The organism is Agarivorans sp. 1_MG-2023 (assembly GCF_030548385.1).
Taxonomy (GTDB): Bacteria; Pseudomonadota; Gammaproteobacteria; order Enterobacterales; family Celerinatantimonadaceae; genus Agarivorans.
This window is the reverse complement of sequence record NZ_JAUOSJ010000027.1, coordinates 1-15,444: the sequence shown is the minus strand read 5'-3', so window position 1 is coordinate 15,444 and position 15,444 is coordinate 1. Positions and strand designations below refer to the sequence as shown.

Below are 15,444 nucleotides of genomic sequence, written 5' to 3'. Positions count from 1 at the left end.
CCATGCCGAACTCAGAAGTGAAACGCAACTGCGCCGATGATAGTGTGGGGTTTCCCCATGTGAAAGTAGGTCACCGCTAGGCTCTCAATTAACTAACCCCAAAGTCGTCAGACTTTGGGGTTTTTTATTGCCTGAATGAAAGTGAAATGATTTAAAGCAGGGTGTAATTGTTAAATTGACAACCTGTCCTAACCACTACTAACCATCAAATAAACTACTGCGTTATGCGAAAGTTTGGATGCTAAGCGCCTAGGAGTGCGTTACTGACGACACTTTTACGCTTTGTTGATGGCTTTCTTAGTGACCTTGCAAATCCTTTGTTACAATGAACTTAGCATAGAGCGACCAACCAAGAATTTATAATAATGACCCCACGCTTTTCTCGTAATGCCTCTTTACTGTCTCTGCCTAAAATAGCTCAAGATCCCGAGCGGTATGAGGTGTTATTGAGCGCTAAAGCATATCGATTAAAACTACTGGAGCTAATTGCTCGAGCTGATTCACGTATCTATATTGTGGCGCTTTATCTAGAAGACGATGAAGCTGGCCGTTCTGTTATGGATGCACTCTATGCTGCCAAACGCCAACGCCCTGAATTGGAAATAGTGGTATTAGTTGATTGGCATAGAGCACAACGCGGTTTAATTGGGCAACAAGACGCTCAAGGTAATGCTGCGATGTATCGCGAGTATGAAGCGAAGTTTCCAGGCTCTGTAAGGCTGCTTGGCGTACCTGTTAGCCATAGAGAGTTATTTGGGGTTCTTCATCTAAAAGGCAGTATTGTTGACGACACTGTGATTTATAGTGGCGCCAGCATCAACGATATTTATCTTGAGCAACAGCAGCGCTATCGTTCCGATCGTTACCAGTTGTTAGGTAATCAACGTTTAGCTAACGCAATGGTAAATTATGTCGATCAATTTCTCATTGATTGTGACGCTGTTTCTAGTCTGTCTACAGCGACACCGTTAAGTACCCGAATGCTTAAACCTGCAATACGGCGCTTGCGAGTCACTTTGCAACGAGAACAATACAACTATTATCCGCAGGACCTCAGCGAGAGCCAAGTAGGAGTGACTCCTTTACTTGGTTTGGGGCGTCGCCAAAACCTGTTAAACAAAACCATTCGCCAGTTGGTGGTGAGTGCACAACACCAACTCACAATATGTACTCCTTACTTTAATCCCCCTAGCTCTTTGTCTCGGGAAATAACTAAAGCGCTTAAACGTGGGGTAAAGGTTAAACTCATTGTTGGCGATAAAACGGCCAGTGATTTTTATAGCGATCCTGAGCAAAGCTTTAAAGTCATTCATGCTTTGCCTTACTTGTATGAATGTAATTTAAACAAGTTTGTAAAGCGCCAGCAGCGTTATATCAATAACGGCTTGCTAAGCATTAATGTTTGGTCACATGAGAAAAATAGCTTTCATGTGAAGGGGATTTGGGTTGATGAGCGGTTTACCTTACTGACCGGGAATAATTTGAACCCAAGAGCTTGGAACCTCGATTTGGAAAACGGCTTGTTGCTAGATGACCCCACCGGTTTGCTACACGCTAAGAGAGATGAAGAACTTAATAATATTCTGTGCCATACCAGCTTGGTGCATAAGCCGTCAGATCTCGAACAACTCAATCAATACCCACTGCCAGTGAAGCGTTTGTTAAAGCGTATCTCTCGAGTTCGCGCTGATCGTTTACTAAAACAAATTTTGTAGCATCAAGTTTAAAAAAATGCCCAGCTGAAGCTGGGCATTTTTTAATGCGTTTAGTTAGCTAAAGCTTAAACCAAAGGCGCAGTGGTTTAGTCTCTGCTAGCTAGGGAAAGAAAAATTAACGCCTTCCCTCACCGAAGATGAAGGCCAGCGCTGGGTAATGGTTTTACGTTTTGTATAAAAACGCACGGCATCTGGTCCATAGGCATGTAAATCACCAAACAACGAACGCTTCCAGCCGCCAAAGCTGTGAGAAGACACAGGTACAGGTAAAGGAACATTAATCCCTACCATGCCTACTTGAATGTTGTCTGAAAAGTAACGTGCGGCTTCGCCATCACGAGTATATAAACAGGTGCCATTGCCAAATTGATGCTGATTAATGAGCTGCATCCCTTGTTCCATGCTGTCTACGCGGACCACACATAATACCGGCCCAAAAATCTCCTCTTGGTAGGCTTTCATGTCACTGGTTACGTGGTCGATTAAGGTACCGCCAACATAAAAGCCATCGGGATAGCCTGCCACTTGAGGGTTTCGGCCATCAACCACCACTTTGGCGCCGTCTGCCTCTGCGCTGCTAATGTACATAGCAACCTTGTCGCGTTGCTCCGCGGTAATCAGTGGTCCAAAATCATTTTCTTTATTGGAATAAGCGCCCACTTTTAGGCTTTGCATGGCATCACTTAAACCGGCAATCAGTTTGTCGGCGGTATCATCGCCTACTGCAACGGCTACTGATAATGCCATGCAGCGTTCGCCAGACGAACCAAAAGCAGCGCCAAGCAGTGAGTTAACGGCGTTGTCCAAATCGGCATCTGGCATAATTATCGCGTGGTTTTTTGCGCCACCTAATGCTTGGCAGCGCTTACCGTTGGCGGTCGCTGTGGCATAAATGTATTCGGCAATTGGAGTTGAGCCAACAAAACTAACCGCAGCGACTCGTGAATCACTAAGTAGGGTGTCTACGGCTTCTTTATCGCCATTTACTACGTTGAATACGCCATTGGGCAAACCCGCCTCATGTAATAGTTCAGCAATCAACAAGGTGGCTGACGGATCTCGTTCCGATGGTTTTAGTACAAAGGTATTTCCACACATAATCGCCATTGGAAACATCCACATCGGCACCATTACTGGGAAGTTAAAAGGAGTAATACCTGCGACAACACCCAGCGATTGAAATTCACTCCATGAATCAATGCCCGCTCCCACGTTTTTACTGTGTTCGCCTTTCAGTAACTCAGGGGCGTAGCAAGCATATTCAACATTTTCGATACCGCGAGTCAACTCGCCCATGGCATCGTGTACTATCTTGCCATGCTGCTGGCCTACTAATTCACAAATTTGTTCGGCATTTTCTTCCAGCAAGCTTTTATAGCGAAACATGATTTGAGCACGTTTAGCGACAGGTGTATTTCGCCAGGCAGGAAAAGCGGCTTGAGCAGCCGATATGGCTTGTTCTACAGTAGCCTTAGGCGCTAATGCCACTTGGTTAGCAACTTTACCGGTTGAGGGATTGAATACATCTTGTAAACGGCTGTGTTCGGTTTGTGTCTCGCCGTTAATTAAGTGACCAATGATAGACATGTTATGTTCCTTTTCCTTAAAAGCTTAGGCGTGGCCTGATAAGTGCTGAATCGTGTCGCCTAATGCATTAAATAGGCTGTCAATTTCGTTTGCGGTGACCGTAAACGGAGGCGCAATTTGTAGAGTGTCTGCACCATAGCGTACGTAGAAACCTTGCTGCCACATCGCTTGTGCGACTAGATAAGGGTTTAGCGCTGGCTCCCCTGGTGCGTGTACAAGATTTAACCCTACTGCTAAACCCATATTACGAATATCACTGACTAACTCTAAGCCAGCTAACTGATGGGCGGCTCGCTCTAGTAATGGAGACATTTCTCGCGCCCGCTCAATCGTATGCTCTTTCTCTAACAAGTCTAGAGTGGTCAAGGCTGCTGCACACGCAATGGGGTGAGCTGAATAGGTATATCCATGTGGCAATTCCAACATATAGTCCGGGCCACCTTCTGCCATAAAGGTATCGTAAATTTCCTGTTTACAGGCTACGGCACCCATGGGAATAACGCCATTTGTCAGTTGTTTAGCCATGTTGATGATGTCGGGTGTTACGCCACACGCTTCGGCCCCGGTTTTGTAGCCTAAGCGGCCAAAGGCGCATATCACCTCATCAAAAATAAGCAGTATTTGGTGTTGGTCGCAGATCTCACGCAAACGCGTTAAATAGCCGAGCGGTGGAGGAATAACTCCAGCGCTGCCAGCCATGGGTTCTACAATGACGGCGGCAATGTTAGAGGCATCGTGAACTGCAATTAAATCCAATAGGTCATTAGCCAGTTCGGCGCCTTTCTCTGGCTGACCTTTGGTAAAGGCATTTTCTGGCAATACGGTATGGCGCATATGTGCGGCATCTACCCCCGCGCCAAAAATAGCGCGATTGGGCCCTATACCACCTACTGAAATACCGCCAAAATTCACCCCGTGGTAACCCTTACCACGGCCAATTAATTTGGTTTTACTGGCTAAACCCTTCTTTCGCCAATAAGCGCGAGCAATTTTGAGTGAGGTATCTGCTGATTCTGAACCCGAGCCAGTAAAAAACACTCTATTTAGCCCTGCCGGCATAAACTCAGTGATTTTTTCCGCCAGTTGGAATGACGCAGGATGACCAAACTGGAAAGCTGGCGAATAATCTAGTTGGTTGGCTTGCTTAGTAATTGCCTCGGTAATCTCTTGGCGGCCGTGCCCCAAGCCACAGGTCCATAAACCAGACAGACCATCAAAAATTTTTCGGCCATCGGCATCATAGTAATAATTGCCTTTGGCTTGTTTGATGATGCGTGGGTCTTGTTTGAACTGGCGATTACCCGAATAGGCCATCCAATGACTATCGAGCTGATTTTGCGTAATGCCCATTTGTTCTAGTGTTGCCATTTGCATCCCCAAGCAAGCTTCATTTGTTGGTTTAGCTTAAAACTCGCGTTGCGTTTCATAAATGTGTATCTTTCAAACTAAAGTTTCATAAAGGTGAAACAAAATGCAGAAGATACTCGGCCAGTTAAGCGATATTGATTTACGTTTGCTCAAAGTATTTAGAGTGGTGGCCGATTGCGGCGGCATTTCAGCGGCTGAAGTAGAACTGAATATTGGTCGCTCTACCATTAGTCGGCATGTGAAAGACCTAGAGATTCGACTCGGGGTAACCTTATGCCAGCGTGGGCGAGCTGGTTTTGTGCTCAGCCCTGAGGGACAGCATGTTTACCAATCTAGCTTACGCTTAATGGGCGCGTTAGATGAGTTTCGTGCCGATGTACAAAGCTTGCATAAAGACATGACGGGCAAGCTGGCCATTGCCCTGTTCGATAAAACCGTTACCAACCAGCAAGCTAAGATCTCAGAAGCACTGCAGTTGTTTGACCAACGTGCGCCCAAGGTTAGCTTAGATTTATACGTAGAAACTCTTTCAGTGATTGAAAGTGGAGTGATCGAGGGGCGCTATCAGCTTGGAGTTGTGCCGGGTCAGCGACAATCTAGTAGCCTTAACTACCAATATTTGTTTGATGAGAAAATGGCGCTGTATTGTGGCTATCACCATCCTCTATTTAAACGCAGTGATATAACCATTAGCGCGCCAGAAATAGTTGCTCAAAAATATGCAGGTCTTGGCCACCACTCCCCCAATATGGATACTTCGCAGCGCAAAGGTTTTAGCCGCCAAGCGACTGCCTACGATCAAGAAGCGATTGCTACTTTGCTATTGTCGGGCGCCTATTTGGCTTATTTACCCGAGCATTACGCTAGGAGCTTTGTGGAACAAGGCTTGATAAGAGTATTAGGGGGTGAAGATTTTGCTTATCACTGCCCATTTTTAGCAGTAACGCGTCATTCACCAAAGCCTTCTCGAATTCTAGCCTGTTTTATCGATTGTTTGAATCAAGCTCACGGAGTTCAGTAAGGGCAATTGCTAGCGCATTAGATGACTTAACCAGGCGCTAATCGCTTTCACTTGGCTGGGCGATACACTATGAGCCATATCAAACTGCTGAAATTCCACTTGATAGTGTTGAGCTTGCAACTGGTTAAAGGCTTGTTGGCCGAGGTTTAATGCCACTACGTCATCTTGGCGACCATGTTGAATTAATACTGGAGTGTTAGTTTGCAACGCTGTTGTGGGCAGGCTTTCTGCTAATAAGTAAGTAGACATGCATAACAAGCCACCCAAGCTATTTGGGTAATTTAAGGCACACTGATAGGCAACGGCACCGCCTTGGGAGAAGCCAGCAATAAAGATGTTCTCGCTAGCAATACCCAAAGTAACTTGTTGCTGAATGACTTGCTCAATCTGTTCGCTTACCTCATCTAGGTGGGAATGGTTAATCTGCCTTTCGGGGGTAAAGGCTAAAATATCGTACCAGGCGGGCATGAAATAACCGGCATTTACCGTTACCGATCGAGTCGGTGCTGCCGGAAAGATAAAACGTACTGCGGCATCGGCAGGCAGTTTGAGTTGTTTTGCCAAAGGAACAAAGTCTTCAGGCCCCGCGCCTAATCCGTGCAACCAAATTACACAGTGGCGCGCCGGTTGTTGTGGTTCTACAGTAATAGCATTATCAAGCATCGAGTTTCCTTTGCTGAATGAGAATCTTCTCTGTAAGCTGTGCAAAAATTTAAGCAACGGGCATTGTATGCCAATACCTCGGAGAGACAAGCATGCAAGAACTAATAGATGAAATAAGGGATGCAGACCAATCGGGTGCTTACCCAAGCGATCTTCCTACAGAAGCTCAATTAGTTGAAGTAGAAGAGCTCATTCTAATCCCGATGCCTGGTGACCTACGTGCTTTTCAACTTACCGTAAGTAATGTTGCTATTGGAAGTTTAGAGCCGGTGACGATTAGTGACCCGTATTTACATACTTACTTACCGGAAGTTGCCGCTACCGCCTGGAATTTGGGTTTGCCACGTGAGTTTATTCCTATTTGCCAGAACGGCGATAATTTTTACTTTATTAGTCAAGAAGGTGAAATAGGTTACTGGCAGGGTCAAGAGGATTTAGTTCCTGAATGGGATACCATTTGGGATTGGGCAACCGAAGTATGGATGCAAAGCTAAGTCGCTAATGGATGAGAAGCAGCAGTACCTTGCCAAGTTTTGGCTGGTGATCGGTCATATTCCTGAGGGGCGAGTCGCCACTTATGGTGGTGTAGCCGAAATGGCCGGTTACCCAAGAATGGCTAGAGCGGTAGGGCGCTGCCTTAAAACCTTACCAAAAGGCTCAAGTTTGCCTTGGCATCGAGTAATAAATGCCAAGGGCATGATTTCATTTCCAGAGGGTTCTCCTCAGTACCAAACGCAGCGGCAACGTTTAGAAGATGAAGGCATTATTTTTCGCAATAATAAGGTGCCTCTCGCTCAACACCGTTGGTTGGGCGACTAGCTCAAAACTATCGCGCTTAGCTGTTACTGCTTTTGTTCGCCTAAGTGCAAGCTTAACTTGTGCTCTAAGTAATCACTAGACAGGCCCGTGAGTTGCTTTAGCTGCTGCAGTTCTTCTTGCTGTTGCGTATTTAAACTAAAGATTTCTTTCACTGCGAGTTTGTTGTTTTTTATCGCCGATAGGGGAAAGGGGACAACGTTACTGACTTGGCGGGTCGCGTAAGTTTTATTGGCTTGGTAACTATCTACATTGCAAAACTGCTTAGCATTAACAGTAAGCAAACGTATCTTTTTAAGATCGTGTAATACCATGATCTACCACTCTCTATTTATCGTTTAAAACTACTGAGCAATAGAGTCACTATTTGTTGGCTTGACCATCTCTGGGTAGTCGTTGATAGCCGGTTGGTAAGTGCTTATTGCTACTTTATTCTAGCTTGAGCTAGTTGTTGTTTTTATCATTGACGCACTCAGCTTAGGCCAACCAATACTCAAATCAATGGTTAATTTTGCGCTTACACGGTGGACCACTGTTATGTTGCTGATTTAACTTTAATAAGGCCTAAAATTCCAAGGAGAACCTAGCTGTAAAAGAAGTTTTACAATAAGACTAAAGTCGTAGCTAAAGCCTATACTTGTTGCTTGGTACCGTTTTAACTTGAACCTAAGATTCTGCTAGTTACACTGCATATCAATGAATAACTTTGATCAAGTAGCCACGATTTGCCTGAGCTTCCGTTAACCTCATCAACTCCCACGGTAAAACCATGGTTTTTGTATATCATTCGTACCAAAAACCAGCATCTTTACACCGGAGTTACCACAGATGTAGAGCGCCGCTTTAGCGAGCACCAGCAAAGTGGGTTAAAAGGAGCTAAAGCGCTGCGTGGTAAAGGCCCATTGGTTTTGGTATTTCAACAGATCATGGCGTCTAAGCAGCAAGCAATGCGCTTAGAATATGCTATTAAACAACTCTCAAAGTCGAAAAAAGAGTTGCTGGTCGCGGGCAAGTTAGATTGGAAAAACCTTTTGTAAATAGGCCTTATTCAGGGCTATTTTGCCAATCTTCTAAGCCGTAACGTGCCAATATTTTTTCCAGTTCTCCAGTTTCGCGCATCGCAATAATTGCCTCACTGAGCTGAGAGGACAAAGCTCTACTTTGTGGATTACTGGGTGAAAAAGCGATGTATACCAAACTTGATTCAAACTCTTTAGCAAAGCGAATCTTTTGGTTATCTCCTTGCTGATGGCTGTAATAACTTGCCACGCTTTTGTCTTCGATGTACCCATCAATTCGCCCTTCTTGTAATAGCTTATGCATCTTTACTAAGGGCTGGTCACTGCGTACGGTGATGATGTTTCGTTTGTGCTGCTTCGCTGATACGTAGCTATCGATAGCGGGACCATAATCATAATTAGCAATGACAGCAATACGTAGCTCTTCCAAGGATTCAATACCTTGATATTGCCAAGTGCTATCATTGCGCATTACCAATACTTGGGTCGCGCGGCCAATGGCTTCACTAGGGTAAATAAAACCCTCGGCTTCACCATTTACGGCGCCAATCACACCTTGATAAACCCCTTTCTCACTATGCCTTAATGCTCGTGTCCATGGCATTTCGCGAAAGTTAACCTGATATTTAGGGCTAAAAGCGCGCTGAATGATTTCTATCGCATAACCAGGCAGCCGACTATTGGGTTTACAGTTAAATGGGCACCAGCGGTCTGCAGCAAACGTTAATTGTTCAGTTTGGTTGGCCTGAAGTTGCCAAGGTAGGCCGGCTAAAACTAAGCTGACAACGGCGAGGGCGACCTTTAGCAAGGGAAGCTTATGTAAATGGAACAAACGAACAGCATTGGGGAAAATCTCAATACAACAAACTTTGACAGTGCATTATGCTGATTTAATAAAGGATTGTATTGAAAAGGCTTAGCATATTGAGTGAACAAACTAAGCTTGCTGTCTACTAAAGTTGACAGTAAATACTTCAGTTTAGCGAGAGCGCTCATTCTCTCGCTATTCGGCCTAGTTATCTATAACTGGTGCGGTGGTATCTTTGCTTTTGGGTTTACGTAAGCTGCGTTTACCGATTAACACTAATGGTAAAACAATCATTGCTGCGCCTAACCAAGTGAGCGCATCAGGCATTTCATTAAAGCTGACCCAACCAACCACTGCTGCGCCTATTAAGCCGGTGTACTCGGCGCTGGCAATAGTATTGGCATCGGCGGTTCGATAAGCCACAACAGAACCAGCATGCAAAAACAGAATAAACAAACTACTGCCGCCAGCAAGAGTGACCAACTCCCAGTTAATGCCATGTAATTCCGGCCACGCCAACAGTAAGGTGGCAGGTACTACCATTACGTTGGTCCAAAACAAACTAGTGACAACTGATTCCTGCTTAGGAATGTATTTCACGGTTAAGTTACTCAAGGCCAGTGTTAATGCGGTGCCAAGAGCCGCCGCTGCGCCCCAGTTAAACTCTGTAGGCCTAATAATAACCAGAACCCCAATAAAACCGATAGTAGCAGCTACCACTTGAGTGCGGTTAACGGTGCTTTTATGCAGCCACATGCCTAGCGGTAACATCATAATTGGTGCGGCGTAAAACAATGCGTTAGCAGTGGCTAGCGGCAAGGTCATTAATGCCACAACCATGCAGCCAGACCCCGCTAACCATAAATGTCCTCGCACCACGTGGATCAGCGGCTTTTGAGGTAGTTTATTCTTCGTGAGTAAAAACAGCGGTAACAACAGCATTAAGGTACAAAGTTGACGGTACAACAATATCTCGAATACCGAGGCTTGCTCGCCGGCTATTTTCATTAACGCATCGGATAGCACCGCAATTTGGTTGGCCACCACCAAAATAACAATGGCGACAAGAGTGTAATTGTTTCGCATGCTTGCCCCCTATGCTGTAGCTAGTGTTGAATAGAAAAGGCAGTGTAGAGACTTGTGAAACATTAAAAAAATGATAATAATTTAAAATACATGAAAAAAATGAATGTATTTTTATGCGAACACTTCCACCATTAAACGCCTTAGTCGCTTTTGAAGCTGTTGCTCGTAACCAAAGTGTGGCTAAAGCTGGCAGCGAACTAGGGATTAGCCAGAGTGCAGTGAGCCACCGCTTGCGCATACTTGAAGATTACTTAGCAGAACCGTTGTTTGAAAAAGTTGGCCGACAACTGCAGTTGAGCGATACCGGGCGCGGGTACTTTGTAGAAGTAGAGCGTATTCTCAATGAGCTCAGTCATCTTACTCGACAAGTTAAAGGCGAGGGTATCGATCAGCTGCGACTTACCTCTTATAGTTCGTTTGCGCTTAAGCGTTTAGTGCCTTTGTTGCCTAGTTTTCGAGCGCGACATCCCGATATTGATATGCGCCTACAAATGGTGACCGAAGAACCGCTGCTTTCCAGCAAAACCGGTGACTTATTTATTTGCTTTACGGCCACAGCTCCTGGTTATGTGAGCCGACTGTTACACAAAGAGCGCTTAGTGGCTGTGTGTTCACCAAGTCTCTACCAAGAAATCGACCATCAAAATTGGCGACAAGATTTACTCAACTTTCCGCTGCTTTCTTGCGACTTAGACGAAGATGCTAAGCAGCCCGGAGGTGATTGGGCAGTATGGTCGAAAGGGCTTGGTATTGCTTTGCCAGTCAACCAAGGTTTTCATAGCTTTAGTCATCAAGTATTAGCGTTAGAGGCGGCAGAAACCGGTCAAGGGATTGCACTGGTCAGCGACTTTATGGTGGAGAAAGATATTCGCGAAGGCAAATTGGTCGATTTGCCAGTCTCGTCGGTTTATACCGGCTACGATTTTTACCTGTGTTTTAAACAAGCACGCAGCCGCGAACAAGGTTTGCGGGCTGTGGTTGATTGGCTTGTTGAAACGGCGGCTAGCCCACTAGAGCGCTAAATGTACTTTATCAACCAGCATGCAGTGCTATCTTGGGGTGGTCCCATCTCGCAGAGGTCGTTGGTAGGTTGCGACTTGAAAAGGTAATTGGCTACCTTGTTGGTTTAATCTGCGAGTAGCTTTACCAATAACAAGCTCAGGCTATCCACAAAGTCCACGCGTAAAATGGCAAACTCGTCATTTTGCATAACCTGTTGCATGGTGGCCGAAGGGTGGCTGGTATGCCAGCAACCAATCACACTTTGGTAAAGAAACATAACTTTAGTAATAGCTTGTTGTTGGTTAGCTTGTGGCGACCAATGCATAAACAAGGCACACAGCTGTTCTGCCATTGCTTTTAAATCACGTTTGAAACTAATCGCTTGTTCTATGTTTTCTTGCTTCTCTAAGACCGTGTGCAAAATAGCCGACAAGTAACAAAAGGTGGGTTGAGCTGCGATGGTTTCGGCTAATACTCTTGGCTTTAAGCTTTGTTTAGATAGGCGCTCAATATCTATCAGTAGGTGGTTGGCCTCTTCCAAGTACAACGCCATAAATAAGCTTTCTTTGTTGGCGAAGTAGCGATATAGCGCGGGCTTAGATAATTCCAGGTCATTGGCCAGCTGGCTTAATACCACGCTCTCATAGCCGTGCTCGGTCAAGGCTTGCTTGGCAGCGTGTAAAATTTGCTGCCGACGAAGTTGTTTTTGTTCAGGGCTAATCGCGCGCTTTTTTATTGCAGTATCCACGGTTTTTTTCATTAAGCTATTGATAGTTTTACCTTAGCCAGTAATGGCCAGAAAAGCCATTAATCATATGAGTGATCGCTTACAAGTCTTGCTTTTGCTAAAGCATACTGCGCTTGAGCTTCTAAACTTGTTGTATGAATAAGCAGGTTTTCAACTCAATCTTGCGATCAGTCGGTCACTATTCGATTAAGTTACCACTGGAAACTTGCATATTCATTAAGCTACGCTATATAAGTTACTATGGGTATTTTAATTGCTTGTGTCGACATTTCAAGTAAGGCAAGGAGCCAAGGTGAAGCTAACAAGACGTAAATTGTTGCAATATGGCGCTGTTACTGCAGCAACGGTGGGTGGAGGGTCTTGGCTATTCTCCCATTATCCTCTGCAGTTTACCCCACAAGCCGGTCTGCGTTTGTCAGCTCAGCATCAGCAAATTTTTTGGGCGCTTATTCCGGCTTTTTTAGAGGGTGGCGTCGCGGCAGATGACAAACCAGCCTTACAGCAAGTTCTTGCTAACATCGATCATGCTTTTGCAGTGTTGGAACCGCATACTCAGGCTGAGTTAAGGCAGCTACTCGATCTGCTTCAATCACGAGGCGGTTGGTTATTATTAAGCGCTGGTGCAAGTCAGCTTAGCCAGCTCACCTTGCAACAAAAATTACAGATATTGCAGCAATGGCAGTGGCACTATTTGCAGTTACTTCGCCAAGCTTATCAAGGCCTGCATGAACTGATTATGGCTGCTTGGTATGGTGATCCGGCCTCTTGGGATCAACTTAACTACCAATTACCCGCTCAAGCAAAAGGACTGCTTAATGATTAAGGATATTATTGCTGAAGGCTTAGCGGCGGGTTGGCAGCATATTGATGGCGCTGAACAGCAACAGGATAAAAGCCTAGAGTGCGATGTATTGATAGTTGGCAGCGGTGCGGGTGGTGGAATTACTGCTCAAGTATTAACTCAAGCAGGCTTGAAGGTGCTCATTGTTGAAGAAGGCCCACTGAAAAGTAGCCAAGACTTTAAGATGCAGGAGCGCCAAGCCTACCCCGACCTTTATCAAGAGTCGGCAGCTCGAAAAACCAAAGATAAAGCGATAGGGATTTTTCAGGGGCGCTGTGTTGGGGGATCTACCACGGTAAATTGGACAACCTCACTCCGTACCCCAGAGCATACCCTCAGTCATTGGCAGCAACGTTGGGGCTTTACCCAGATTAACGCTGTATCACTAGCGCCTTATTTCCAACAAGCTGAACAAATGTTGGGCATACAACCTTGGTTGACGCGTAACCAAAACAACAGCTTACTGGCTAAAGGTTGCGATGCCTTAGGCTGGTCATATCAAGCCATTCCACGCAATGTAAAACAGTGCTGGGATCTAGGCTATTGCGGGATGGGCTGCCCAACCAACGCCAAGCAATCCATGTTAGTCACCACTATTCCAACGGCTTTAAATGCTGGCGCTAGCTTGTTAAGCCGGTTTCGGGTTCAGCAACTAACCATTGAAAATGACCAAGTGGTGGGGGCGCAGCTTATCGCTCTAAACAAGAACCAAAGAGCCACTAAGCGGGTATTTACTATTAAGGCTAAACACTTGGTGTTGGCTGCGGGAGCGATTGGCTCACCAGCTATATTACTGCGCTCAAAAGTGCCCGACCCTTATCAACGAGTGGGCAAGCGCACCTTTCTTCACCCCAGTGTAATGAGTGGTGCATTGTTTGAGCATGTAGTGGCGAGCCATCAAGGCGCACCGCAATCGGTATATTCTGACCACTTTGTTTGGCAAAACGGCAGTGAGGGAGCGTGTGGTTATAAACTCGAAGTGCCACCGGTACACCCTATTTTATTGGCAACCAAAACAACTGGCTTTGGCCAATTCCATAGTGAGATGATGCAGCAGATTAATCACCTGCAAGTGACCATTGCTTTATTACGTGATGGTTTTCATGACGATAGTGTTGGTGGCCAAGTACAGCTGCGTGACGACGGAAGCCCAGTGCTAGATTACTCGATTAGCGATTACCTGTGGCAGGGCGCACGCCGTGCTTTATTAAGCATGGCTGAGCTGCAGTTTGCGGCAGGTGCAAAAAAGGTTTACCCCTTACATGAGCAAAGCCAATTGGTGAGCTCTTGGGTTGAGGCTAAAAAACTCATCCAACAGTTGCCCATGCAGGCTTTAGCGACACGCTTAGCTTCTGCTCATGTCATGGGTGGTTGCGCCATGGGAGGAGACGAGCAAAACTCAGCGGTTGATGAAGCCGGAAATTATCGCTGGCTAAGTGGCTTAAGTGTGATTGATGGTTCGGTGTTTCCCACCAGTTTAGGGGCTAATCCGCAACTGAGTATTTATGCCATGGCACTACGAAACGCTGAATTATTGGCTAAATCACTGCGTAGATAGCTTTATCGCTGAGCCAGCATTTACAAAGCTAGCGCGCCACTGCTAGTCTTTAATAAAGCTTAAAATAGGTGTTGCTTCATGTGGTTACAACGTTTGGTTAGATTGAAAGCGCGACCGCGCGGCTTTCATTTAATTACCGAAGAGTTGATTTTACAGTTACCGGAGTTACAAGACTTCAAAGTGGGTTTATGCCACCTTTTGTTGCAGCATACCAGTGCCAGCTTAAGCTTGAATGAAAACGCCGACCCTACTGTTCGCGCCGATTTAGAAGCCCATCTCAATAAAATGATTCCCGAGAACGCGCCTTATTTTCAGCATACCTACGAGGGTGCCGACGACATGCCTGCACATATCAAAAGCAGTTTGCTTGGCAGCCAAATCACCCTACCTGTGAACCGAGGGGAGTTTGCCTTAGGGATTTGGCAGGGGATTTATTTAGGCGAACACCGCAATGACGGTGGCAACCGCCAGTTAATCGCGACCATTAGTGGCGAATAATACTTGGTGTAACACGCTTACTTGTTATTAGCGCGTGTGACCCAATATCTTGAAGATACTCATTACTTAAGTTGGTGCTATGGATTTATTGGCGATCTTCATTTTTACGTTTATTGTGATGTTCTTTTGGCGACGCCGAAAAGACGCAGAACGTGCTCAGCATCTGATTAAGCAAAAGTGCCAAACCTTAGATCTACAGTTACTTGAAGTTAACTTTACCCAAGAAAAACCGCAAAAAATGGCAGGTTACTGGCGCTGGTGTCGCTTCTACCAATTCGAGTTTTCGTCTACCGGTGATAGCCGCTACCAAGGTGTATTGATAATGGCCGGCAGCCAGTACAAGTTTGATTTGCCGGTCTATAAGGTAGGGGACGACCTTTATCAAGGCTAATTTGTTGAATTAGTTTGAATGCGACTTGTCAGTTTCTATATCCTTGATATGACTAGATCTGATAGCTTACGCAAAATTGGTTTTGCCCCAAAACGAGTTACGTCTCCTTACGATAAACGCAGTCAAACTAGACTCTTTTCATACCCAAACTAATGGTTTTGAATCTCGACTTTGCTAGTAGGTAACGAGAAAATTTTGAATTAGTTTAGCTTCCAAGGTTTGCGCACTTTTTCACTGTGTACCTGTGGCTCTTCACCGAATGCAGTGGAAAGACTTTCAACTGTGTTGAGCTAGGGTAATATCAGCACACCCTTTTCTATTAT

The 15,444-nt window shown here is 45.5% G+C and carries 17 protein-coding genes; 10 read left to right on the top strand and 7 right to left on the bottom strand.

Annotation, left to right across the window (positions count from 1 at the left end):
- The first annotated feature begins 365 nt into the window (after nt 1-365).
- Nucleotides 366-1,715, top strand: a complete 1,350-nt coding sequence (gene pssA, locus Q4592_RS21700; protein WP_303516920.1) for a CDP-diacylglycerol--serine O-phosphatidyltransferase — start codon at nt 366-368, stop codon at nt 1,713-1,715.
- Nucleotides 1,716-1,811: 96 nt separating this feature from the next.
- On the opposite strand, the gene Q4592_RS21695 is transcribed toward pssA, so the two are convergent.
- Together Q4592_RS21695 and Q4592_RS21690 are read right to left on the bottom strand one after the other, a co-directional pair.
- Entirely contained in the window at nt 1,812-3,302 is a 1,491-nt protein-coding gene (locus Q4592_RS21695) for a CoA-acylating methylmalonate-semialdehyde dehydrogenase (protein WP_303516918.1), read from the bottom strand.
- A gap of 24 nt (nt 3,303-3,326) precedes the next feature.
- Entirely contained in the window at nt 3,327-4,670 is a 1,344-nt protein-coding gene (locus Q4592_RS21690; protein WP_303516916.1) for an aspartate aminotransferase family protein, read from the bottom strand.
- Between the two features lie 103 nt (nt 4,671-4,773).
- On the opposite strand from Q4592_RS21690, the gene Q4592_RS21685 reads away from it, so the two are divergent.
- Nucleotides 4,774-5,691, top strand: a complete 918-nt coding sequence (locus tag Q4592_RS21685) for a LysR family transcriptional regulator (RefSeq protein ID WP_303516914.1) — start codon at nt 4,774-4,776, stop codon at nt 5,689-5,691.
- A 9-nt stretch (nt 5,692-5,700) separates the two neighbouring features.
- Here the strand turns inward: Q4592_RS21685 and Q4592_RS21680 are convergent, their stop codons facing one another.
- Entirely contained in the window at nt 5,701-6,354 is a 654-nt protein-coding gene (locus tag Q4592_RS21680) for an alpha/beta hydrolase (protein WP_303516912.1), read from the bottom strand.
- Nucleotides 6,355-6,446: 92 nt separating this feature from the next.
- On the opposite strand from Q4592_RS21680, the gene Q4592_RS21675 reads away from it, so the two are divergent.
- Together Q4592_RS21675 and Q4592_RS21670 are read left to right on the top strand one after the other, a co-directional pair.
- On the top strand, nt 6,447-6,848 hold the full coding sequence (locus tag Q4592_RS21675) for an SMI1/KNR4 family protein (protein WP_303516910.1): 402 nt from the start codon (nt 6,447-6,449) through the stop codon (nt 6,846-6,848).
- Nucleotides 6,849-6,855: 7 nt separating this feature from the next.
- Nucleotides 6,856-7,173 (top strand): MGMT family protein, encoded by a 318-nt coding sequence (locus Q4592_RS21670; RefSeq protein WP_303516908.1) that lies wholly within the window; start codon nt 6,856-6,858, stop codon nt 7,171-7,173.
- A 23-nt stretch (nt 7,174-7,196) separates the two neighbouring features.
- Here Q4592_RS21670 and Q4592_RS21665 read toward each other — a convergent pair whose 3' ends face one another.
- The gene (locus Q4592_RS21665; protein ID WP_303516906.1) at nt 7,197-7,484 is read right to left on the bottom strand and encodes a hypothetical protein; all 288 of its coding nucleotides are present in this window, start codon (nt 7,482-7,484) and stop codon (nt 7,197-7,199) included.
- 411 nt (nt 7,485-7,895) lie between these two features.
- Here Q4592_RS21665 and Q4592_RS21660 point away from each other — a divergent pair, with 411 nt between their 5' ends.
- Nucleotides 7,896-8,207 carry a GIY-YIG nuclease family protein gene (locus Q4592_RS21660; protein ID WP_303516904.1) on the top strand — a complete coding sequence of 104 codons (312 nt, stop codon included), beginning with the start codon at nt 7,896-7,898 and terminating at the stop codon, nt 8,205-8,207.
- 7 nt (nt 8,208-8,214) lie between these two features.
- Here Q4592_RS21660 and Q4592_RS21655 read toward each other — a convergent pair whose 3' ends face one another.
- Together Q4592_RS21655 and Q4592_RS21650 are read right to left on the bottom strand one after the other, a co-directional pair.
- The gene (locus Q4592_RS21655; protein WP_303516902.1) at nt 8,215-9,021 is read right to left on the bottom strand and encodes an ABC transporter substrate-binding protein; all 807 of its coding nucleotides are present in this window, start codon (nt 9,019-9,021) and stop codon (nt 8,215-8,217) included.
- 180 nt (nt 9,022-9,201) lie between these two features.
- Nucleotides 9,202-10,083, bottom strand: coding sequence for a DMT family transporter (locus Q4592_RS21650; RefSeq protein WP_303516901.1), 882 nt, complete (start codon nt 10,081-10,083; stop codon nt 9,202-9,204).
- A 113-nt stretch (nt 10,084-10,196) separates the two neighbouring features.
- On the opposite strand from Q4592_RS21650, the gene Q4592_RS21645 reads away from it, so the two are divergent.
- Entirely contained in the window at nt 10,197-11,105 is a 909-nt protein-coding gene (locus Q4592_RS21645; protein WP_303516898.1) for a LysR substrate-binding domain-containing protein, read from the top strand.
- 104 nt (nt 11,106-11,209) lie between these two features.
- Here the strand turns inward: Q4592_RS21645 and Q4592_RS21640 are convergent, their stop codons facing one another.
- A complete protein-coding gene (locus tag Q4592_RS21640) occupies nt 11,210-11,833 on the bottom strand; it encodes a TetR/AcrR family transcriptional regulator (RefSeq protein ID WP_161985107.1) in 624 nt (207 codons plus the stop codon).
- 292 nt (nt 11,834-12,125) lie between these two features.
- Between Q4592_RS21640 and Q4592_RS21635 the strand changes: the two genes are divergently transcribed.
- The 4 genes from Q4592_RS21635 to Q4592_RS21620 all read left to right on the top strand — a co-directional run bounded on the left by Q4592_RS21635 (nt 12,126) and on the right by Q4592_RS21620 (nt 15,121).
- A complete protein-coding gene (locus Q4592_RS21635) occupies nt 12,126-12,656 on the top strand; it encodes a twin-arginine translocation signal domain-containing protein (protein WP_303516896.1) in 531 nt (176 codons plus the stop codon).
- Nucleotides 12,649-14,232, top strand: coding sequence for a GMC family oxidoreductase (locus Q4592_RS21630; RefSeq protein ID WP_303516894.1), 1,584 nt, complete (start codon nt 12,649-12,651; stop codon nt 14,230-14,232). The genes Q4592_RS21635 and Q4592_RS21630 overlap by 8 nt, the downstream gene beginning before the upstream one ends.
- Nucleotides 14,233-14,310: 78 nt before the next feature.
- The gene (locus Q4592_RS21625) at nt 14,311-14,730 is read left to right on the top strand and encodes a secondary thiamine-phosphate synthase enzyme YjbQ (RefSeq protein ID WP_303516892.1); all 420 of its coding nucleotides are present in this window, start codon (nt 14,311-14,313) and stop codon (nt 14,728-14,730) included.
- Between the two features lie 79 nt (nt 14,731-14,809).
- Nucleotides 14,810-15,121, top strand: a complete 312-nt coding sequence (locus Q4592_RS21620; RefSeq protein WP_137672590.1) for a DUF3301 domain-containing protein — start codon at nt 14,810-14,812, stop codon at nt 15,119-15,121.
- Nucleotides 15,122-15,444 lie beyond the last annotated feature (323 nt).